Origin of the sequence: Alcaligenes phenolicus (assembly GCF_032063905.1) — a bacterium.
Classification (GTDB): domain Bacteria; phylum Pseudomonadota; class Gammaproteobacteria; order Burkholderiales; family Burkholderiaceae_B; genus Alcaligenes; species Alcaligenes phenolicus.
Genome location: NZ_DAMBOE010000005.1, coordinates 251,053 through 272,236, shown reverse-complemented (window position 1 = coordinate 272,236; position 21,184 = coordinate 251,053). Strand labels below are relative to the sequence as shown.

General features: G+C 57.7%; 20 protein-coding genes. 9 read left to right on the top strand and 11 right to left on the bottom strand.

Translation table 11 applies throughout. The features are described 5' to 3' along the window. Positions 1-48 precede the first annotated feature (48 nt). Both U2949_RS12655 and U2949_RS12650 read left to right on the top strand, forming a co-directional pair. Complete coding sequence (locus U2949_RS12655; RefSeq protein ID WP_026483792.1) at positions 49-969, top strand: hydroxymethylglutaryl-CoA lyase; 921 nt, start codon at positions 49-51, stop codon at positions 967-969. Further along, positions 969-1,436 carry a hypothetical protein gene (locus tag U2949_RS12650; protein ID WP_257723400.1) on the top strand — a complete coding sequence of 156 codons (468 nt, stop codon included), beginning with the start codon at positions 969-971 and terminating at the stop codon, positions 1,434-1,436. Before U2949_RS12655 ends, U2949_RS12650 begins: the two co-directional genes overlap by 1 nt. A gap of 270 nt (positions 1,437-1,706) precedes the next feature. On the opposite strand, the gene U2949_RS12645 is transcribed toward U2949_RS12650, so the two are convergent. The 8 genes from U2949_RS12645 to U2949_RS12610 all read right to left on the bottom strand — a co-directional run bounded on the left by U2949_RS12645 (position 1,707) and on the right by U2949_RS12610 (position 11,422). Next, positions 1,707-2,723: an amino acid ABC transporter substrate-binding protein gene (locus U2949_RS12645; protein ID WP_021447094.1), complete on the bottom strand. Its 1,017-nt coding sequence runs from the start codon at positions 2,721-2,723 to the stop codon at positions 1,707-1,709. Positions 2,724-2,812: 89 nt separating this feature from the next. Continuing rightward, a complete protein-coding gene (locus U2949_RS12640; protein ID WP_321288091.1) occupies positions 2,813-4,093 on the bottom strand; it encodes a phenylacetate--CoA ligase family protein in 1,281 nt (426 codons plus the stop codon). Positions 4,094-4,346: 253 nt separating this feature from the next. Further along, positions 4,347-5,180, bottom strand: a complete 834-nt coding sequence (locus U2949_RS12635; protein WP_026483795.1) for an ABC transporter ATP-binding protein — start codon at positions 5,178-5,180, stop codon at positions 4,347-4,349. A 50-nt stretch (positions 5,181-5,230) separates the two neighbouring features. Then, positions 5,231-6,499, bottom strand: coding sequence for an ABC transporter substrate-binding protein (locus U2949_RS12630; protein ID WP_407654186.1), 1,269 nt, complete (start codon positions 6,497-6,499; stop codon positions 5,231-5,233). Between the two features lie 137 nt (positions 6,500-6,636). Next, positions 6,637-7,701, bottom strand: coding sequence for a branched-chain amino acid ABC transporter permease (locus U2949_RS12625; protein ID WP_009460133.1), 1,065 nt, complete (start codon positions 7,699-7,701; stop codon positions 6,637-6,639). Positions 7,702-7,713: 12 nt separating this feature from the next. Next, positions 7,714-8,643, bottom strand: a complete 930-nt coding sequence (locus tag U2949_RS12620) for a branched-chain amino acid ABC transporter permease (RefSeq protein ID WP_009460134.1) — start codon at positions 8,641-8,643, stop codon at positions 7,714-7,716. A gap of 11 nt (positions 8,644-8,654) precedes the next feature. Further along, a complete protein-coding gene (locus tag U2949_RS12615) occupies positions 8,655-9,440 on the bottom strand; it encodes an ABC transporter ATP-binding protein (RefSeq protein WP_009460135.1) in 786 nt (261 codons plus the stop codon). A gap of 14 nt (positions 9,441-9,454) precedes the next feature. Further along, positions 9,455-11,422 carry an AMP-dependent synthetase/ligase gene (locus U2949_RS12610; protein WP_042484610.1) on the bottom strand — a complete coding sequence of 656 codons (1,968 nt, stop codon included), beginning with the start codon at positions 11,420-11,422 and terminating at the stop codon, positions 9,455-9,457. A gap of 175 nt (positions 11,423-11,597) precedes the next feature. Here U2949_RS12610 and U2949_RS12605 point away from each other — a divergent pair, with 175 nt between their 5' ends. After that, on the top strand, positions 11,598-12,284 hold the full coding sequence (locus U2949_RS12605; RefSeq protein WP_009460136.1) for a Crp/Fnr family transcriptional regulator: 687 nt from the start codon (positions 11,598-11,600) through the stop codon (positions 12,282-12,284). 29 nt (positions 12,285-12,313) lie between these two features. Here U2949_RS12605 and U2949_RS12600 read toward each other — a convergent pair whose 3' ends face one another. Both U2949_RS12600 and U2949_RS12595 read right to left on the bottom strand, forming a co-directional pair. After that, a complete protein-coding gene (locus tag U2949_RS12600) occupies positions 12,314-13,282 on the bottom strand; it encodes a Bug family tripartite tricarboxylate transporter substrate binding protein (RefSeq protein WP_321288087.1) in 969 nt (322 codons plus the stop codon). A 134-nt stretch (positions 13,283-13,416) separates the two neighbouring features. Beyond that, complete coding sequence (locus U2949_RS12595) at positions 13,417-14,121, bottom strand: YggS family pyridoxal phosphate-dependent enzyme (protein WP_257723414.1); 705 nt, start codon at positions 14,119-14,121, stop codon at positions 13,417-13,419. Between the two features lie 193 nt (positions 14,122-14,314). Here U2949_RS12595 and U2949_RS12590 point away from each other — a divergent pair, with 193 nt between their 5' ends. From U2949_RS12590 to U2949_RS12565, 6 genes are all read left to right on the top strand, one after another. Beyond that, the gene (locus U2949_RS12590) at positions 14,315-15,604 is read left to right on the top strand and encodes a Glu/Leu/Phe/Val family dehydrogenase (protein WP_026483801.1); all 1,290 of its coding nucleotides are present in this window, start codon (positions 14,315-14,317) and stop codon (positions 15,602-15,604) included. Positions 15,605-15,762: 158 nt separating this feature from the next. Next, complete coding sequence (locus tag U2949_RS12585) at positions 15,763-16,542, top strand: ABC transporter ATP-binding protein (RefSeq protein ID WP_009460150.1); 780 nt, start codon at positions 15,763-15,765, stop codon at positions 16,540-16,542. 89 nt (positions 16,543-16,631) lie between these two features. Next, a complete protein-coding gene (locus U2949_RS12580; protein ID WP_042484623.1) occupies positions 16,632-17,441 on the top strand; it encodes a transporter substrate-binding domain-containing protein in 810 nt (269 codons plus the stop codon). Between the two features lie 18 nt (positions 17,442-17,459). Continuing rightward, positions 17,460-18,173 carry an ABC transporter permease gene (locus tag U2949_RS12575; RefSeq protein ID WP_321288084.1) on the top strand — a complete coding sequence of 238 codons (714 nt, stop codon included), beginning with the start codon at positions 17,460-17,462 and terminating at the stop codon, positions 18,171-18,173. Beyond that, on the top strand, positions 18,170-18,853 hold the full coding sequence (locus U2949_RS12570) for an ABC transporter permease (protein WP_021447100.1): 684 nt from the start codon (positions 18,170-18,172) through the stop codon (positions 18,851-18,853). The genes U2949_RS12575 and U2949_RS12570 overlap by 4 nt, the downstream gene beginning before the upstream one ends. 63 nt (positions 18,854-18,916) lie before the next feature. After that, positions 18,917-19,906, top strand: coding sequence for an asparaginase (locus U2949_RS12565; RefSeq protein WP_321288082.1), 990 nt, complete (start codon positions 18,917-18,919; stop codon positions 19,904-19,906). A 256-nt stretch (positions 19,907-20,162) separates the two neighbouring features. On the opposite strand, the gene U2949_RS12560 is transcribed toward U2949_RS12565, so the two are convergent. Next, complete coding sequence (locus U2949_RS12560; RefSeq protein WP_321288080.1) at positions 20,163-21,089, bottom strand: pseudouridine synthase; 927 nt, start codon at positions 21,087-21,089, stop codon at positions 20,163-20,165. Positions 21,090-21,184: the final 95 nt, after the last annotated feature.

The window sequence follows — 21,184 nt, the reverse complement described above, 5'->3', positions numbered from 1 at the left end:
GAATACGTAAAGGCCTCCAGGCCCAGCCCCTTACCTTCAGGAAACTTCATGTCATACCCCTCGCGCGTCAAGATTGTGGAGGTCGGCCCTCGGGACGGCCTGCAGAACGAAAAAGAATTCATCCCTACCGACATCAAGGTCGAGCTGGTCAACCGCTTGTCCCACGCCGGTTTTGTGAACGTGGAAGCCGCTTCCTTTGTATCGCCCAAATGGGTGCCACAAATGGCAGACGGCGCGGAAGTGATGGCTTCCATTGACCGTCGCCCCGGCACGATCTATTCAGTTCTGACACCCAATATGCGTGGTTTTGAAGGCGCCCTGGCTGCCAAGGCCGACGAAGTGGTGATCTTCGCCGCTGCCAGCGAAGCATTTTCGCAGCGCAATATCAATTGCAGCATTGAAGAATCGCTGGAGCGCTTTGCCCCCGTTGCCCAGGCCGCCAAAGAAGCCGGCATGCGCCTGCGCGGCTCCATCAGCTGCTCGTTCGGCTGTCCCTATGAAGGCGCTGTGGCTCCGTCCAATGTGCTGAAAGTGGGCAAACGCCTGATCGAACTGGGCTGTGACGAGATCGACGTGGCCGACACCATCGGCGTAGGCACGGCCCGCCAGGTGTATGAGGTCATGCGCATGGTGACCGAGCACATTGACCCGGCTCATGTGTCCGGACACTTCCACGACACCTACGGCCAAGCCATCGCCAATATCGTCGCTTCCATGCAGGCTGGCATCCATATTTTCCACAGCTCCGTGGCCGGTCTGGGCGGCTGCCCCTACGCCAAGGGCGCAACCGGCAACGTCGCCACCGAAGACGTGCTGTTCCTGATGCAAGGCCTGGATATTGAAACCGGCATTGATCTGAACGCCGTGGTGGACACGGGCCAATGGATTTCGGCTCATTTGAAGCGCAAATCGGCCAGCAATGCCGGTAACGCCCTGGCAGCCCGCAAGCAAGGGGCCGCCGCGTGCTGATGAGCCAAGCTCCCTCGAAAGAGGAAATTGATGCCATGTTGAAGGATCTGGGCGCGCTCCCCATTCAAGGCCGTTCCTGGCCCAAATGGGTGGCGGCCAGCGCCTGGATTGTGCTGGCCCTGATCGGCGTGCGTTTCGCGCTGGTGGCCAGCTCCCCACAAGGAGCCGCCATCAGCCCCGTTCTGGCGGGCTGTCTGGTCCTGCTGTTTACCGGCCTGATTCTGATTGCCTGGCACATGTGGCACGGCGTCACCACGATTGACCAGAATGGCATACGCCAGAACTGGATCATGAAACGGGAGGTGCAATGGCAGGATATTCACTTTGCCAAATTTGTACCTCTATTCAACTCAAAGCGCCTGATCTGCTTTACCCGGCGTGGCCGCCCTGTGATTTTTCAGGGTGCCACACAGGATCTGCAAGTGGCCTTTGCCAAGATTTCGCTGGTATTGCGGCGCAAGAGCTAAGTCTCTCTGTTTGCCCCATACAGCTTGCCATATCGGGGGAAACAATGCTGGACGTCTCCCATCCGAAAACCGTGTACTACAGTTACGTAGCCTATCTATCGCCGTGTTCCAACACACGGCGATACATACACCAAGGGTTCAGGGCAGCCCATATCTCCAGGGGGCAAAAAGCACAAAGCTCATCAACGTCATAACCCTCAGATCGATCAGTCAATAAAAAAGCAGCCCTCAAAGAGAGCTGCTTTTTGCATATCGCAAATCCCGAAAGAATTAACGAATAGGCAGACCGTAGATCAGGCCACCGTCGATCCACAAGGCGTTCAGGCCACGTTCGATTTGCAACGGGCTACCTTTACCCACGTTGCGCTCGAAGGACTCACCGTAGTTACCAACTTGCTTGATGATGTTGTAAGCCCATTTTTCGTCCAGGCCCAGGTTTTTACCGGCACCGGGAGTCACGCCCAGCAAACGCTGGATATTGGGGTTGTTGCTCTTGAGCTTCTCGTCCACGTTGGCAGCGGTCACACCCAGCTCTTCGGCGTTGAAGCTGGCCTGAATGGACCATTTCACAATGTTCAGCCAGGCATCATCACCCTGACGGACGAATGGGCCCAGCGGCTCTTTGGAAATGATTTCAGGCAGCACCAGGTAGTCGTCCGGGTTCTCCATTTTGGAGATACGGATCGACGCCAGACCGGAAGCGTCGGTAGAGAACACATCACAGCGGCCAGCCACGAAAGCGTTAACCACTTCGTTGAACTGCTCGATCACTACAGGCTTGTACTCAACCTTGTTGGCACGCGCCCAGTCAGCCATGGTGTTCTCGTTAGACGTGCCAGTCTGCATACAAACCGTCGCACCGTTCAATTCCTTGGCGCTGGATACGCCCAGTTTCTTGGACACCAAAAAGCCCTGACCGTCGTAGAAGTTGATACCGGCGTGGATCGCCCCGACAGCGGTGTCACGTTGCTGAGTCACGGTGGTGTTACGGGCCAACAGATCAATCTCACCGGACTGCAGAGCCGTAAAGCGCTGCTGCGAGTTCAAGGGCACCGCCTTGAATTTGCTGGCGTCGCCCAGGGTGGCGGCGGCTACCGAGCGACACACGTCGATATCCAGACCCGTCCACGTACCCTTGTCATCAGGGGCAGAAAAACCGGCAAATCCGGTGGTCACACCACACAGCACGTGACCGCGCTGTTTGACGTTATCCAGGGTATCGGCCTGGGCAGCAGGCATGCTGGCCATCAAGGCCAGGACTACAGCAGAAACTGGCACAAAGCGCATCGGGCTCTCCTCAAAGATATAGGTATTGACTATTTTCCAGCATAGTACCGCAGCCCGACTGCTACTTGTGTGCATATCTACATGGCTAATTAATCGTAGCTGCGTTGGTCCTCGATGACTTTACCATCCCGAGGCAAGGCTCCTGGCTCCATGAACTCCACCTGGGCACGCAGTTTGGTAATTTCACGAATCGAGTCGGCCAAAGCGCTTTCCAGACCTTCGGGCTTGGACGCCACTTCTACCTGGAACACCATCTGGTCTTGTCCACTGGCACCACGCACCACCAAGCGCGCCTGGCCCAGTTCCTTGTGACGCAGACGAATCTGCTCCACCTGCCCTGGATGCACAAACATGCCGCGCACCTTGGTGGTCTGGTCAGCACGCCCCATCCAGCCGCGAATACGCTGGTTGGTACGACCGCAGGGAGACTGGCCGGGCATGACAGCAGACAAATCTCCTGTCCCGAACCGCACCAGCGGATAGTCGGGGTTAAAGGAGGTCACGACAACTTCGCCCACTTCGCCCGGCGCAACAGGCTGGCCGGTGCCGGGACGCACAATTTCCAGAATCAGGTTTTCATTGAGTACCAGGCCTTCGCGGGCCTGGGTCTCATAGGCAATCATGCCCAGATCAGCGCTGCCGTAGGCCTGATAGCCCGCCACGCCGTGCTCGCTGAACCACTTTTGCAAGGAAGGCGGATAAGCTTCGCCAGAGAACAAGGCCTTGCTCAGCCCAGGCAGTGCAATCTGCATGGACTGGGCTTTTTCCATGATGATCTTCAGGAAACTGGGGGTGCCGGTATAACCATGCGGACGCAAATCGGCCATGGCCTGCACTTGCTGTTCGGTTTGACCCACCCCGCCTGGAAATACCGTGCAATCCAGGGCATGTGCGGCGGTTTCCATCATGGAGCCAGCCGGGGTGAAGTGGTAGGAGAAGCAGTTGAAAATCAGTTCCTCGCGGCGGAAACCAGCCGCGTACAGTGCGCGCGCAAAGCCCCAATAATCCGGGCGACGGCTTTCTGGCTCGTACATGGGACCGGGCGAGGCAAACACTTTGCGGGCCGCACCCCAGGCAATGGAGGAAAAGCCCCCAAAAACGGACTGCGCGTAATCAGCCGATGATCCGTCCGAGCGAGCCTGCTCGCGCGCTTCCAGCTGGGCTTTCAGCAGCTCGCTTTTACGAAACACCGGAATGGCCAGCAGATCCTCGCGGCTGCGCACGGCGGCCAGATCAACCGAACCCAGTTGCTTGGCAATCGCAGGGGCCCCTTTTGCGGCCGCTTGCAAGACCTGCGGCAAACGGGACAGTAAATCGGCTTCGCGCTCGTCCGGCTCCAGGGTTTCGCGCTCGTCGTAATATTCGCTCATCTCTCCTCCAGTGGGATGAATTGGCATTCAAACACTCCCGCGCCCAGCCGACGTTCTGTCCGCAGACAGACAGGTGTCGATACCAAGCTCTGCTACCACACCCCGTGTAGCCAGAAGCTGCCCAAAACTAAAAACGTCAAAAGGGGTCAGGGCGGCACTTCGTGTGCATCCCGATCGATGGCCTGCTCCCGTGCTGATCCTGCCGCTTTCAATACAGGCCAGGCCCTACTGATACATTGGAAATCCCTGGGAGCTACGCCAACCAGCGCTTGCGTCGTCGATAAAATTTATTGTCGCGAAAGCTCTTGCGCTCGCCCCCGGACACACCCAGATAGAACTCCTTGACGTCTTCGTTCTCGGCCAAGGCCTGGGAGGGTCCATCCATCATGACGCGGCCGTTTTCCAGGATGTAGCCGTAGTCGGCATACTTCAGGGCCACGTTGGTGTTTTGCTCCGCCAGCAAGAAGCTGACGCGCTCGCGCTGATTCAGGTCACGCACGATCTCGAAAATTTCTTCCACCACCTGCGGTGCCAGGCCCATGGAGGGTTCATCCAGCAAGATCATGCCCGGATCGGCCATCAAGGCGCGGCCAATGGCACACATTTGCTGCTCCCCGCCCGAGGTATAGCCGGCCTGACTGGTACGGCGCTGCTTCAGACGCGGAAAATACTGGTACACCTTGTCCAGCTCGGCGCTTAAATCGCCGCGTGACAAGTTCCGTGTATAAGCCCCGGTCAGCAGATTTTCTTCAATGCTCAAGTGCGCAAAACAGTGGCGCCCTTCCATCACCTGCACCACGCCGCGCTTGACCAGATCAGCTGGAGTCAGTTGATCAATACGTTCGCCACGCAGATGGATCTGGCCTTTGGTCACATCGCCACGCTCGGCACGCAGCAAGTTCGATACGGCCCGCAAGGTCGTGGTTTTACCGGCACCGTTGGCACCCAGCAAGGCAACAATCCGCCCCTCTGGCACACGCAAGGACACGCCCTTGAGCACCAGAATGACGTGGTTGTAAATCACTTCGATGCCATTGACGTCCAACAAGATGGGCGTCTCATCCACTTGGCCTACGGTCTCACTCATAATCTTCCCCACGCAATGCAGTGCCCAGGGCGAACCCTGGGCGCCTGGGTTTAGCCTTCGCAGGTGCGAGGCGTAATTTTCTTCTCGGCGGCGTATTTAGCCGACATTTCCTTGACTAAAGGATCGACATATTTTTTGTCGGACTGATACCAGTCAGACACGACGTCAAACTTGCTGCCGTCCCACTGCACGATACGGGCCCAGTCATCACCCATGTGGTTGTTGCACGAGGTTTTGACGGGACGCATGATGCCTTCAAAGCCCAGTTCTTTCAGACGGGCTTCGTCCAGATTCAGGTTCTCGAAGCCCCAGCGCACTTGCTCGGGAGTCATGTGCTGACCTTTGCCGAACTTCTCTTGTGCGGTGCGGATTGCTTCAACCTGCATCATGGAAATCATCATGCCGCGGGTGTGAGCCAGCGTGCCGACGTACTTGTCACCGTTTTCAGCGCCTTTGCCTTTGGCGTGCATCTCGCGCACAGCGTCATGCACTGGACCATCTCCGGCACTGTTGTGAATGGTGATGCCCTTGTAGCCCTTGGCGGTCTGGCCCAGATCGACCACATCGCTCTCGGAAGCAGCCCACCAGATACCGTAGATCTTGTCGCGTGGGTAACCCACAGCCTGAGCTTCACGGATGGCGGTAGGCGTCATGATCCCGGCGCTCCACAGCAGAACGAAGTCAGGACGGTTCTTGCGCACTTGCAGCCAGGTGGATTTTTGTTCCACGCCAGGGGCGGTCACCGGGTACAGATCCAGCTTGAAGCCTTGTTCCTTGGCGCGTGCCTGCAACAGGGCGATAGGCTCTTTACCGTAAGGCGAGTCATGGTAGACCAGAGCAATGCGTTGATCTTTCAGCTTGTCCTCGCCCACTTGCTTGGCGATGTCCTGGATCATGACGTCAGCCGCCGTCCAGTAGGTGCCCAGCAGCGGGAAGTTCCACTCGAACACCGCACCGTTAGCCGAGTGCGACAGGCCGTAGCCCATGGTTTCAATGGTCACGCCATCGACAAAGGCCTTGTCGGTCAGCGCAAACGTAATGCCCGTGGACTGGGTGTCAAAACCAGACGCCCCACCGTTCTTGCCTTTCATGCGCTCGTAGCACTCTACGCCACGGTCCGTGGCGTACGCCGTTTCACACTCCTCGTATACCAGCTTGACGCCATTCACACCGCCGTCACGTTCATTGACCAGAGCCAGATAGTCCAGCTTGCCGTCCGCCCATGGGATACCCAGTGGGGCAAAGGAGCCGGTGCGGTAGGTCAGCAAGGGAATGTACTGTTCCTCGGCTGCTACAGCGGCTGTACTCATGGTCAGCATTGCAGCGCAAGCACTCAAACCGAGCACAGCGCGTTTCAGTCGTGTTGTCATCTCCTGGTCCTCCGATAAGTACCATTTGTCTAAGTACCCCGTCCCGATTGGCGGGGCTGTTGTTGTAATGAACTGCCTACCTGCTGTTAATGGGGGAAGGGCCACAAGCGCAGCTTTTCCTTACCAATACTCCAGAGTCGAGCCAAACCGTGTGGCTCCACAATCAAGAAAAATACGATCAGGGCACCAAATACCATGTGTTCAATATGCGAGGCGGTATCCACGCCAATGGACACACCAAACCAGTGCGGCACGTTGGTCAGGAACACGGGCAGCAGGACCATGAACGCGGCACCGAAAAAGCTGCCTACGATCGAACCCAGACCACCGATGATGACGATGAACAGCAACTGCAAGGAGCGGTTCAGGTCAAAAGCCAACGGCTCCCAGGAACCCAGGTGCACAAAGGCCCACAAGGCACCGGCCACACCGATGATGAAAGAGCTGACCGCAAAGGCGGTGAGCTTGGCGTAGACCGGGCGAATACCAATCACTTCTGCAGCCACGTCCATGTCACGAATGGCCATCCATTGGCGGCCAATCGCGCCACGCACCAGATTCTTGGCCAGCAGAGCAAACACCACCACGAAGATCAGCACGAACAGGTACTTTTGCATGGGAGTTTGAACCGGCAAGCCAAAGGCGCTCAAGGCAGGCACCGACACGTTGCCCGAGGGCGAGTAGTTCGTGAAGAAGGCAATACGCAGGAAAGCCCAATCCACAAAGAACTGTGCGGCCAGGGTTGTGACGGCCAGGTACAAGCCACGGATACGCAAGCTGGGAATACCGAAAGCCACGCCCACCAAGGTGGCGAACACGCCGCCCAGCAGGATCTGCAGGACCAGTGGCAGCTCCGGAATACGGACACCAAAGTTCCAGGCGGCATACGCACCCACAGCCATGAAAGCACCCGAACCGATGGAAATCTGGCCGCAATAGCCCACCAGAATGTTCAGACCAATCGCTGCCAGGGACAGGATCAGAAAGGGGATCAGAATAGCTTGCAGGAAGTAGTTGGATGCCATGGCTGGCACCAGCAGGAATGCCACCAGCAACAAGCCCAACACCACATAGCGATCCTGGCGGATGGGAAAAATCTGCTGGTCAGCCCGATAACTGCTTTTGAACTGACCATTTTCGCGGTAAATCATATCGACTCCACCTCAGACGCGATCAATAATCTTCTCGCCGAACAGACCTTGTGGTCGGAACAGCAGGAACACCAGGGCCAGCACATAAGCAAACCAGATCTCGATGCCGCCACCTACATAAGGGCCCAGGTAAACCTCGGACACTTTCTCGCCCACACCGATAATCAGGCCGCCCACAATAGCGCCGGGCACCGAGGTCAGGCCACCCAGAATCACCACCGGCAAGGCGCGCAGCGCTGCGGTCGACAAGGTGAACTGCACCCCGTATTTGGAGCCCCAGATAATGCCGGCAACCAGAGCCACCAAACCGGCTACGGTCCAGACCACCACCCAGATACGGTTCAAGGGAATACCAATGGATTGCGCTGCCTGATGATCGTCCGCCACCGCACGCAGGGCACGGCCCACGCTGGTGTATTGGAAGAAGATGGCCAGGGCCACAACCAGCAAGGCTGCAACCACGGCCGAGCTCAGGTCTTCCAGGCTGACCAGCACGCCGCCTTCAAACATGGACTCCAGAATGAAAGCCGGATCTTTGGGCATGCCCACATCAATGGAATACACGGAGCTGCCAAACACGATCTGACCCAAACCGTCCAGCAGATAGCTGATACCGATGGTGGCCATCAGCAAGGTTGTGCCTTCCTGATTCACCAGATAGCGCAGCACCCAGCGCTCAATGACAACAGCCAACACAAACATCAAAATGGCCGAGACAATAAACGCCAGCACATTGCCCAGGATGCCCGGCTCCATGCCCAGCAACTGCGGAATCCACTGGGACAGACGGGCCATGGCCAATGCAGCCACCAGCACCATTGCACCCTGTGCAAAGTTAAAGACACCCGATGCTTTGAAGATCAGGACGAAGCCCAGCGCGACCAGGGCGTACAACATCCCGCTCATCAGGCCGCCCAGCAAGGTTTCAAGAAAAAATGCCATGTCCGTTCCCCTCAATGGCCAGCGCCAAGATAGGCGCGGATGACGTCCGGGTTTTGTCGTACTTCGTCCGGTACTCCGTCACCAATTTTCTTGCCATAGTCCAGGACCACCACGCGGTCCGAAATATCCATGACCACGCCCATATCGTGTTCAATCAAAACAATCGTGGTGCCGTACTCTTCGTTCACATCCAGAATGAAACGGCACATATCCTGCTTTTCTTCGATGTTCATGCCCGCCATAGGCTCATCAAGCAGCAGAATGCTCGGTTGCATCGCCAGCGCCCGACCCAGGTCAACCCGCTTTTGCAGGCCGTAAGGCAGGCGTCCTACCGGCGTTTTGCGGTAGGCCTGGATCTCCAGAAAGTCGATGATGCCTTCCACGTATTCACGGTTGCGAATCTCTTCACGCTCGGCACCACCCAGTCGGAAAGCCTGGGCAAACACCCCGCTTTTCATGTGCAGATTGCGGCCGGTCATGATGTTGTCCAGCACACTCATGCCCTTGAACAGAGCCAGGTTCTGGAAAGTACGGGCAATGCCCTGCTCGGCGGTGTGACGCGAGTTCATGCGGGCATAACTCTGGTCACGCAAGACAATCTCGCCTTGTTGTGGTGCATACACGCCGTTGATGACGTTCAGCATGGAGCTTTTGCCTGCGCCGTTCGGACCAATGATGGAGCGGATCTCGTGCTCACGAATGTTGAACGAGATGTCGGTCAGTGCCTTCACCCCCCCAAAGGACAGCGAAATATTCTTCAAATCCAGTACCACTGGGCCAATGCGACGGCCCGGCATTTGCGCCTCACTCATCATGCGCTCCTTGCTGCTGCGTCAGTCATGCGCTCAATGTGCAGGTCTGCTGAAATGCGCCCGCTGCGCCCATCCTCAAACTTCACTTCTGTCTCCACAAACTGCCTGTCCAAACCGTTGAACAGGGCGTCGACCAGAACCTTGTACTTTTGCGCGATAAAGCCGCGACGTACCTTGCGGGTACGGGTCAATTCATCGTCATCCGGGTCCAGCTCTTTATGCAGAATCAGGAAGGCGCTGATACGCGAGCCGGCCAGCTTGGGATCGTTGGCCAGATCAGCATTGACCTGCGCCACGCAATCGCGAATCAAGGCATAGACCTCGGGTTTGCCGGCCAGATCGGTATAACCGGCATAAGGCAGGTTGCGACGCTCGGCCCAGTTGCCCACGGCTTCCAGATCAATATTGATAAAGGCACACACCTCTTCCTGACCATCGCCAAAAGCCACGGCTTCCTTGATGAAAGGGAAGAACTTGAGCTTGTTCTCGATGTACTTGGGTGCAAACAAGGAGCCATCGGCCAGTTTGCCCACGTCCTTGGCACGGTCGATGATCTTTAACTGACCATCGGTATCCAGATAACCGGCATCACCCGTGTGATACCAGCCGTCCTCGGTAAAGGACTCGGCGGTGGACTCGGGATTGCGGTAGTACTCCTTGAACAAACCGGGGCTGCGTACCTGAATCTCACCGTTATCGGCCACACGAATTTCCACGCCTTTCACAGGTGGGCCTACGGTGTCGGCACGCACATGGCCGTCTTCCTGGACGCAGACGAATACCGAGGTCTCGGTAGCGCCATAGAGCTGCTTCAGGTTGATGCCAATGGAACGGTAAAAGTCGAACAGATCGGGGCCAATGGCTTCACCAGCGGTATAGGCCACACGCACGCGGCTCATGCCCAGGGCATTACGCAAGGGGCCGTAAATCAGGATATTGCCCAGGCCATAGCACAGGCGATCCCACATTCCCACGCCGGGGCGCTTGTCCAGAATCTGCACACCCACCCGGTGCGCCAGAGACATGAAACGTTTGTACAAGGCGCGCTTCAGGGCACCGGCATCTTCCATGCGAATGGTGACTTGTGTCAGCAAGCCTTCCAGCACGCGAGGAGGCGCAAAGTAATAGGTCGGGCCAATATCATGCAGGTCGATGGACACGGTTTCGGGTGACTCAGGGTGATTCACCGTAAAGCCCGTGACCAGGAACTGTGTGTAGGAAAACATGTTCTGCCCGATCCAGGCGGGAGGCAGATAAGCCAGCACTTCCTCGGCATCGGTCAGCGATTCCAGTTCCTGAATGGCCAGGCCACGATCCACCAGCGCGCCGTGAGTCAGCACCACACCCTTGGGCTTGCCGGTGGTGCCGGAGGTGTAGAACATGGCGGCGGCATGGTCAGGCGTAATGGCCTTCCAGATGCGTCGCACACAGTCCGGATCCCGCGCCAATTGCAGGCGGCCCTGCTCCATGACCTGCTCGATGTATTGCAGCTGTTCTTGCTGATAATTGCGCAGACCGCGTGGGTCGTCATAGATCAGCGCATCCAGATCGGGACACTGATCCCAGACTTCCAGCAGCTTGTCGACCTGCTCCTGGTCCTCGACCACGGCCACGCGTATGCTGGCATCCAGCAATACGTGCAGCATTTCCTGGGCTACCGCATCCTGATACAAAGGCACGGGCACAGCGCCCAGCATTTGCGCCGCCATCATGGCCAGGTACAGGCGCGGGCGGTTTTCACCGATCACCGCGACGTGCTGACCGTCCTTGACACCCAGCCCGGCCAGGCCCGCAGCCAGTTGCTCGGCCTGTTCGGCCAGCTCCTGCCACGTCCAGGTCTGCCAGATTCCCAGGTCTTTTTCGCGCATGGCAACTTTGTTGCCGCGCACCTGGGCATGGTGTTCTATCCAGGCTGGGAAGGTGCCGGGTAAACCCGCTACCTGCTCTTTATCCATCCGCACAACCATGTCTCCTCCGAATTTTCCCGGCTTGTTATGGTCCAGGAGGCTGCTTATGATTGCGGCAGAAGGCAGATGTTATGCCCTCAAGCTATTTGCAGCCTGTTAATAATCAAGTTATCGGCTGCCCGTCCCGAAGATTGTCACGGACATGACATTCGACCTTTATCGAGGGTTAATCCTCATGCATGTTGTAGATGCTTTATCGGAGCGAGCCGCCTGGTTTCGCTTGTTGACACCCGAGCTGCAAGAGCGTGTCCGCCGCGACACACTGATCACCGCATACGAGGCCGGGGCCATCGTCGAACGCAAGGGAGAACGCGCCACCGCGTGGATTGGCGTGCTCTCGGGTTTGCTCAAAGTGTCGGTGGGTAATTCCGAAGGCAAGATCGCTTCCATGACCGGGGTACCTGCCGGTGGATGGATAGGCGAAGGCTCCTTGCTGAAAAACGAAGAGCGCAAATACGATGTAGTCGCCTTGCGCGACAGCCAGGTGGCCCGCTTGCCCGTACACAGTTTTAACGATTTGCTGGACCAGAGCATTGCTTTCAACCGCTACCTCCTGCATCAGCTCAATGAACGTGTGGCGCAATTTATCGGCAAGGCGGAATACAACAGCCTGTCTACCCCCGATGCCCGCGTGGCACGCTGTCTGGCAGAGCTGTTCAACCCGCTGCTCTACCCCGGAAAAGGTCTGCGCCTGGACATTACCCAGGAAGAGATCGGCTACCTGGCGCGTGTGTCGCGCCAACGAGCCAATCAGGCCCTGCGTCAACTGGAAAACGAAGGGCTGTTGTTGATCAAGTATGGTGGCGTCCAGGTACTGGACCTGGACGGCCTGAAACGTTACGGCGATGAGTATGCCGCCTGACTATGCGGCCACTGTGGGCTGCATCAAGGTCAATCCATACGGATGCCCGCACGCTCGATAACCGTGGCCCATTCAGCGCGTTCACGCTGGGCGTAAGCCTGGAATTCATCGGGCGTCATGGGCATGGGTTCCACCCCCATCTCGCGAATGCGCTGGTCCAGCTCGGGCGCTTTCAGGGCCTGCATCAAGTCCTGGCTCAAGCGTTGACGAGCGCCCTCGTCCATCTTGGGTGGGCCCACCAAACCTTGCCAGGCATAGGCGTAGAAGTCGGCAATACCAGCTTCGGCCATGGTTGGCACATCAGGCAACAGACTACTGCGCTCAGGCGTGGCAACCGCCAGCACCCGCAATTTGCCAGCCTTGATATTGGATAGCGCTGCGGCAGAATCCACAAAGGACATATCTACCTGACCGCCCAGCAAATCCTGGATGGCGGGTGCAGCTCCCTTGTAAGGAACGTGCACGATCTTGGTGTCCGTGCGCTGCTTGAACATCTCCAGAGCCAAATGGTGTGGGGAGCCACTGCCAGCGGACGAGGACGTCAGCTTTTCAGGCTGTTTACGCGCTGCTTCCAGTAGATCGGCCACGGTTTTATAGGGCGACTCCTGTGGCACTGCCAGCATCAGGGGGAAGCGGGCCAGACCGCCCACATAGGTGAAGGCAGCCGGGTCGTATTGCAGCTTGCTGTACAAAGAGGAGTTAAAGGCCAATGTGCCCGAATCAGCAGTACCCACGGTATAGCCATCCGGCTTGGCATTGCCGACATAGGTCGCACCGATAATGGTGGCAGCCCCCGGTTTATTTTCCACAATCAAGGTCTGGCCCAGGCTGCTTTCCAGCTGCTTGGCGACCAGCCGGGCAATCACATCTGAACCGCCGCCTGCGGGATAAGGTACTACCCAGGTGACGGCAGACTGGGGCCAGTCTGCTGCCAAGGCCGTTCCTGTCAGACTGGCGCTTAGCAACAGCACACCGGCTCCAAAGTTCTTCCAATGCATGATGTCTCCTCCATGCGTGTAGACAGCGCTTTTGGCGCTATTTTTTGTAAGTTTTAAGCATCCCGTCCGGGATGCGCAGAGACATTATGCGCGGACAGCCCTGCACAGGGCATTAGTAACGATGCGGATATCGATTAGCTGTAATCGCGTGCGCCAAACAGGGCCGAGCCGACCCGAACTTCAGTGGAGCCTTCCTGAATCGCCAGCTCGAAATCCCCGCTCATGCCCATGGACAGGCCTTGCACCTGTTCATGGCCCAGCTCCACCAGACGATCGCGCCACTGGCGCAAAGTCGCAAAGCAGGCGCGTATCGCCTGAGGGTCTTCGCTATTGACAGCCATGGTCATCAGACCCCGCACTTTCAGGGTATCCAGCGAACGCAAGGACTGCATGAAAGCCGGCAACTCCTCGGGTGCCAGCCCAAACTTGCTGGGCTCAGACGAAGTCTTGACCTGGATCAGCACATCCAGGCTGCGCTGCTCGATTTGCAGGTGCCGATCCAGGGCCTGGGCCAGGGACAAACGGTCCAAAGACTGTACTTCGCTGGCCAAACGCGCAATATCTTTGGCCTTATTGCTCTGCAGATGGCCTATCATCACCCACTGCACCGCGCGATCGGCCAGCTCGGCCTGCTTGTCCCGAATCTCCTGAACCTTGTTCTCACCCATTCGTGACAAACCCAAATCCAGGGCTTGAGCCAGCACGGGCACAGGAAAGGTTTTGCTTACCGGTAAAAGAGCCACCGCATCCGCAGGGCGGCCGGCCTGCAAGCAAGCCTGTTCGATACGTTGGCGCAATTGCGCCAAGCGACCAGAAAGGGAAGAGTCAGAAGAAGCCATCAATGCACCAGCACCCAGATAAAACCATCGCAAACGCTGCAAACACAACAGCGGCCATTTCCGATAGCATAACTGTTGCACACGGCCACCGCTAAGCCAATCCACAGCGTGTTTGCCAGGTTCTGCGTCTGTGCGCATTTTGCGTCTTCACTGTGTACTCGTATCCCGTTTCCCCAACCTTATCGAGGAGCTCATGACAGATCGTCCCACCCATGCTTTGCCGTCATACCTGAACGCCGACGACGTCGGCCCGTGGGGTATTTATCTCGAACAAGTGGAGCGAGTCACTCCGTATCTGGGCAAATTGTCCCGATGGGTTGAAACACTCAAGCGCCCCAAGCGCACGCTGATTGTCGACGTACCCATTGAACTGGATAACGGCACCGTGGCCCACTTCGAGGGCTACCGCGTTCAGCACAATACTTCCCGTGGCCCAGGCAAGGGCGGCGTGCGCTACCACCAGGATGTCACCCTGTCCGAAGTGATGGCTCTGGCTGCCTGGATGTCGATCAAATCGGCTGCCGTGAACCTGCCCTTTGGCGGTGCCAAGGGCGGTATTCGTATTGACCCGCGCAACCACTCCCAGGCCGAACTGGAGCGCATCACCCGCCGCTACACCAGCGAAATCGGTGTGATTATTGGCCCCAACAAGGACATTCCAGCCCCGGACGTGAACACCAACGCCCAGACCATGGCCTGGATGATGGACACCTACTCCATGAATGTCGGTGGCACCAGCACCGGCGTGGTCACCGGCAAGCCTGTCTCCCTGGGCGGTAGCCTGGGCCGTGTGGAAGCCACTGGCCGCGGCGTGTATACCGTGGGTTGTGAAGCGGCCCGCGACGCCGGTATCGACCTGAATGGTGCCCGCGTCATTGTGCAAGGCTTCGGTAACGTGGGTGGCACCGCTGCCCGCCTGTTCCAGGAAGCCGGTGCCAAGGTGCTGGCCGTACAGGATCACACCGGCACGGTATACAACCCCAACGGTCTGGACGTACTGGCCTTGCTGAACCACATGGAACAGCACAAAGGTCTGGCCGGAGCGCCCAATGCCGAGGCCATTTCCAACGAAGACTTCTGGCATATCGAAACCGATCTGTTGATCCCGGCCGCTCTGGAGGGTCAGATCAACAAGAACAATGCCGACCGCATCCGCGCCCGCATTGTGATCGAAGGCGCCAATGGCCCCACCACCCCCGAAGCCGACGACATCCTGAACGACAAGGGCGTGACCATTGTTCCGGACGTGGTGGCCAACGCCGGTGGCGTGACCGTGTCCTACTTCGAGTGGGTCCAGGACTTCTCCAGCTTCTTCTGGACCGAAGACGAAATCAACAACCGTCTGGAAATGATGATGCGCTCGGCCTACACCACGGTGGCGGCGGTTGCCAAAGAGCACAACGTCACCTTGCGTACGGCTGCCTTTATCGTGGGTTGCGCCCGCATTCTGGAATCTCGTCAGGTACGCGGCCTGTATCCATAAGGTCATAAGGCGGCGTACCCGGTTTATGCCGCTTTTTATGAGCAAAATACAGCGCTTGTGCAAAAAAAACAGGGGGAAAGCGGTAGAATCGGGCATCCAGGATATGACACCCGTATGAAACCCTTACCCCCTTTCTCTTTGACCGCAAGGACGTTGCTGTGAATAACAATGACCTGAACGCGGCGGTCCAGGTACGCGACATCCACAAACGCTTTGGCACCAACGAGGTGCTCAAGGGCATTTCCCTGCAAGCTCACAAGGGCGATGTGCTCTCCATTATTGGAGCCTCCGGCTCGGGCAAAAGTACCCTGCTGCGCTGCATTAACCACCTGGTCGTCCCCGATCAGGGCGAAATCCAGATCGGCAATGACATTTTGCGCAGCCATCGCAATCGCAAGGGCATTTGCCAGACAGACAATCCACGCCTGTTGGAACAAGTCCGCGCCCGCTTGGGGATGGTGTTTCAGAACTTCAACCTGTGGTCGCACCGCACGGTGCTGCAAAACGTCACCGAGGGCCCCATCCACGTCAAAGGCCGCCCGGCCCGTGAAGCGGCTGAATACGCCCGCGAACTGCTGGGCAAGGTAGGCCTGAGCAATAAATGCGATGCTTACCCGGCCGAACTGTCCGGCGGCCAGCAGCAGCGCGTGGCCATTGCCCGTGCCCTGGCCATGGACCCGGATGTCCTGCTGTTTGACGAACCGACTTCGGCGCTGGACCCGGAAATGGTGGGCGAAGTACTGCGCGTAATTCGCCAGCTGGCCCAGGAAGGCCGCACCATGATCCTGGTCACCCACGAAATGAATTTTGCGCGTGACGTCTCTTCCGAGACCATTTTCATGCACAACGGCCTGATTGAAGAACGTGGCCATCCCAAAGATCTGTTCGATAGGCCACAATCCGAGCGTCTACAGCAGTTTCTACAACCAATGCAGTAAGATCATCGCTTCGTGAATACGACACAGGCTGGAAAACCAGCAGGGCCAATACGGCTCTGACCAGCCTATCCACAAAGGAGAGCCAGACCATGAGTTTCCTCAGCAAGACCCTGATCTGTGCCAGCCTGGCCCTGTTGGGCTCCCAGGCTGCAATGGCAGACACCCTGAAAATCGGTACCGAAGGCGGTTACCCACCATGGAGCATGGTGGACGCAGCCGGTAAAGTCACCGGCTTTGACGCCGACGTGGGCGCTGCCCTGTGCAAGGAGCTGAACAGCGATTGCAAATTCATCGTGCAAGCCTTTGACAGCCTGATTCCTTCGCTGGATGCCAAACGCTTTGACCTGATCATCTCGGGCATGTCCTACACCCCCGAGCGTGCCAAGCGCGTGAATTTCAGTATTCCTTACGCCGTTGAAGACGCCATTTTCGTTCTGCCCAAGAACAGCGATCTGGTTGGCGCGGACAACGAACAAGCTATTTTTGATGGCCTGGCCGGCAAAACCATTGGCGTTCAAGGTGGCACCACTCACGGCGCTTTCCTGGCCAAGAAAGCCCCCAAGACCACCATCAAGAACTACGAGACCCTGGACCAGATGCAAATCGATCTGGACGCCGGTCGTCTGAACGGCACCTTTGCCGATCTGACCTCCCAGTCCAAGTTCCTGCATAAAGTCGGCGAGGACAACTTTGCCCTGTCCAAGCTGGTCATCAAAGGCTCTTCCGACCCTGAAACTCTGGGTTATGGCATTGCCGTCGGTATTCACAAAGACAATGCAGAACTGAAAGCCAAGGTTGACGCTGCCCTGTGCAAGCTGATCGACGATGGCACCGTCAAGACCGCCAGCGAAAAGTGGTTTGACATCGACATCGCCAACTACGAGATCTGCAAGAAATAAGTCGAGAAGTACCACTTGATGCTAGAGACCATTTTTAATGTGCTGCGCGAAGGCTGGGGCTGGATGTTCCTTCGCGGAGCAGCAATGACCTTGCTGATCTCCGTTTTGGGCATGGCCCTGGGCGTAGTCATTGGGATTACAGGAGCCAGCATCAAGACCAACGGGCCACGCTGGCTGCGTGGCCCCGTTAGCCTGTACACCACGGTTGTTCGCAGTATCCCCGAGCTGCTCATCATCTACCTGCTGTTCTTTGGCTCGGTCCAAGTCGTCTCCGATCTGGCCGATCTCATGCGCATGGAAGATGTCATGACGCGCTGGTTCCCCGCGCTGGTTGGTATTCTGGCCATCGGCCTGATTGCAGGCTCGTACAGCGTGGAAGTGTTTCGCGGTGCCTTGCAAGCCATTCCCGAAGGCCAGATCGAGGCCGCCAAAGCCATTGGCATGTCCCCCTGGCAGCGCCTGCGCCGCATTATCCTGCCGCAAATGTTCTGGTACGCCCTGCCCGGCGCCAATAACGTCTGGCAAACCGCATTGAAAGACACGGCCCTGATCTCCCTGGTGGGTCTGGTCGAGATCATGCGTGCGGCTACCCTGGGTGCCGCCAACACGCGCGAACCCATGGCCATGTACCTGATTGCAGGCGTGCTTTATTTTCTGATTGGTGCCTGTAGTCAGGCCCTGTTTTTGCTGGCCGAACGCTATACCGGCAAAGGCATGAGAGCCCAGGCATGATTGATCTGGAATTATTCAATACCACCGTCGAAACCCTGTTCAAGGGGTTCGGCATGAGCGTCTATATCGGTCTGTGGGGCATTGTGCTGTCGCTGTTCATCGGCCTGTCACTGGCCCTGATGCGCCAGTCCCATAGCCGCATTTTGCGCAGCTTTGCCTTTAGCTACAGCACGGTATTTCGTGGCACCCCATTGCTGGTGCAGTTGTTCCTGCTGTACTACGGTGTGGGCACCCTGAGTTTTGTAAAGGACTCACCCACGTTGTGGTGGCTGTTCAGCGACGGCATGCGCTGCGCGATTCTGGCCATTGGTCTGAACAGTGGCGCCTACGTCAGTGAAGTCTTCCGGGGCGGTTTTCAGGCTGTGCCAGTGGGCCAGATCGAGGCAGCCAAGTCCATCGGCATGTCCGCCTGGATGCGCTTTCGTCGCGTGGCGTTTCCTTTGGCGATTCGCCAGGCCTTGCCCGCGTACAGTAATGAAATTGTGCTGGCCATCAAAGGCACCAGTCTGGCCTCGACCATTGCTGTCATGGACCTGACCGGCCATGCCAAACGCTTGATGAACCAGAACTACGCCATCATCGAGACCTTTGTTATTGCGGGTCTGCTGTACCTGCTGATCAACTTTACCCTGCTATCGGTGGTGCACCTGGTCGAGCGCTGGTTGAAAGTGCGCCGTTAACCCGGCGCCACCCCAGGCTCTCCGCACCCCCTAGCGCAACAACTGGACGCGGAGCACCCTCACATGCCGACACGCCCCAAACTGGCCCTGGTGGGCACCGGCGGCACCATTGCCGCCACAACCCAATCCAATCTTGGCCTGACGGACTACGACATCACCCAGGGCGTAGAAACGCTATTGCAAGCCGTGCCCGGCATAACCGAGCTGGCTGACCTGGAGTGCCACCAGATTTTCAACGTGGACAGCCGGGCCATGGGCTCGCTGATGCTGCTGGAGCTGTCCCACAAGCTCAATGCACTGCTCGCACGACCGGACATCAACGGGGTCGTCATTACCCACGGCACCGATACGCTGGAAGAAAGCGCTTTTTTCCTGCACCTGACCCTGAAAACTGACACACCCGTGGTTATGGTGGCGGCGATGCGCCCGGCTTCAGCCTTGAGTGCGGACGGGCCACTGAATCTGTATCAGGCCGTGCAAGTGGCCTGCTCGCCCTTGGCCAACGACCAAGGTGTGCTGGTGCTGCTGAATGATCAAATCCACAGCGCCCGCTTTCTGAGCAAGCAGCACACCACCCAGACCAGCGCCTTTGGTTCACCCGATGCAGGCCCGCTGGGCCTGGTATCAGGAGGCCAGCCGCGCTTCATGATGCGTACACTGCTGCCCCACACTCACAGCAGCCTGTTCGATGTGCGCTCTTTGCACAGCCTGCCTAAAGTGCAGATTTTTTATGATCACCCCGATACTTTGGCCGAACTGTACCGCCACGCCGCACAAAGCGGTGTGCGAGGCATTGTGGTGGCGGCGACTGGCAACGGCAGCCTGACCCCCGGCGCCTTGGAAGGTGTCAGCCGGGCACACCGACTGGGCGTAGTGTGTGTGCGGGCCTCTCGCATTCATGCAGGACCTGTGACAGACAGTGCTTATGACCAGGATCACCACACCATTGCCGCGCATTACTTGCCTGCTCAAAAGGCCCGAATTTTATTAATGCTGTGTCTGGCTGCTCAGCTGGAGCACGATGAGATAGAGGCGGCTTTCCGCGACTATTAAGGTTCGGGCTTTCGCCGTCGTCCCTTGGACACGGTGGCTAAGTAACGGCCAGGGGCGGCAAGGCTGGCTGTGGCTGTGGCTGTGGCTGTGGCTGTGGCTGTGGCTGTGGCTGTGGCTGTCAGATGCTACGGCCGATACCCATCAAGTGACTACGCCAACACTGTTCGGCTTTTCGGCTTTTCGGCTTTTCGGCTTTTCGGCTTTTCGGCTTTTCGGCTTTTCGGCAATAGCGTACTCAAGCGCAATGCCAATAGACTCACGCCAATTCCAGCTGCCGCTGACTGCTGAAGCGTCTTTGCTCACCCGTTATGGGGTCCACAAAGGCAATGTGCCGAGCCAGCAACTGCAAGGGCTGGCTGAAATCGTCCGCGCCACGCTCCGGCAAGAGTTCGGGGTAGAACACATCATGGACAATAGGTGCCCCCAGGCTGCTCAAATGCACGCGTAGCTGGTGCTTGCGGCCACTTTTGGGACGCAGGCGGTACAAGGCAAGCTCCTGACCCTGCTCACCCTGCCAGTGGCGTTCGCAAATAATTTCGGTGCTGCTATTGGCCTCGCCCTCAACCTCACACATGACAAACTTGCCGGGCACTTCTTTCATGCAGCTGCTGTACAGCAGCCCATTTGCCAGCTTTTCCTGAAACGGCGCGACCGCTTCATATTCTTTCTCGATCCCGCCCTGCTGAAACAAGGACTGATAGGCCCCGCGAGCCGCAGGATCACGACAAAACAGCAAGATACCTGCTGTTTCCCTGTCCAACCTGTGAATGGGGCTGATGTCATCCTCTCCGAAGTCCCGCCGCAAGCGAGTCAGCGCGGTTTCGTACAAGTAGCGACCGCCCGGCGTTGTAGCCAGGAAGTGCGGTTTGTCCACCGCAATCAGGCGCTCGTCCGCATATAGAACAGGCATCTCGAAGGGCACGGCCGCTTCATTCTCTACCATGCGGAAGTACCACAGCCAGCGATCGGGCTGATAAGGCGAGCCTGGCTGTTGTGCCACTCCTGCCTGATCCAGAATGTCGCCTCGTGCCAGTCTGTCCAGCAGGACCTCGGGGCTGACGTGAGGAAAGCGTTCCAGCAAGAACTCCTCCAGCAAAATCCAGGGCCCGCGTGGGCACCATACCTTGCTGGGGCTGACCCCATTGCGTGAAGGCAGGGGCGGCGCACTTGTTATTGATGTCATTACAAAAACAAAATAGAAAATGGCCCGCTATTGCAGCGGGCCAGCCATCCAGTGGCGTCAGTGTACTACCAGCCGCCGCCGAGGCTGCTGGCTCG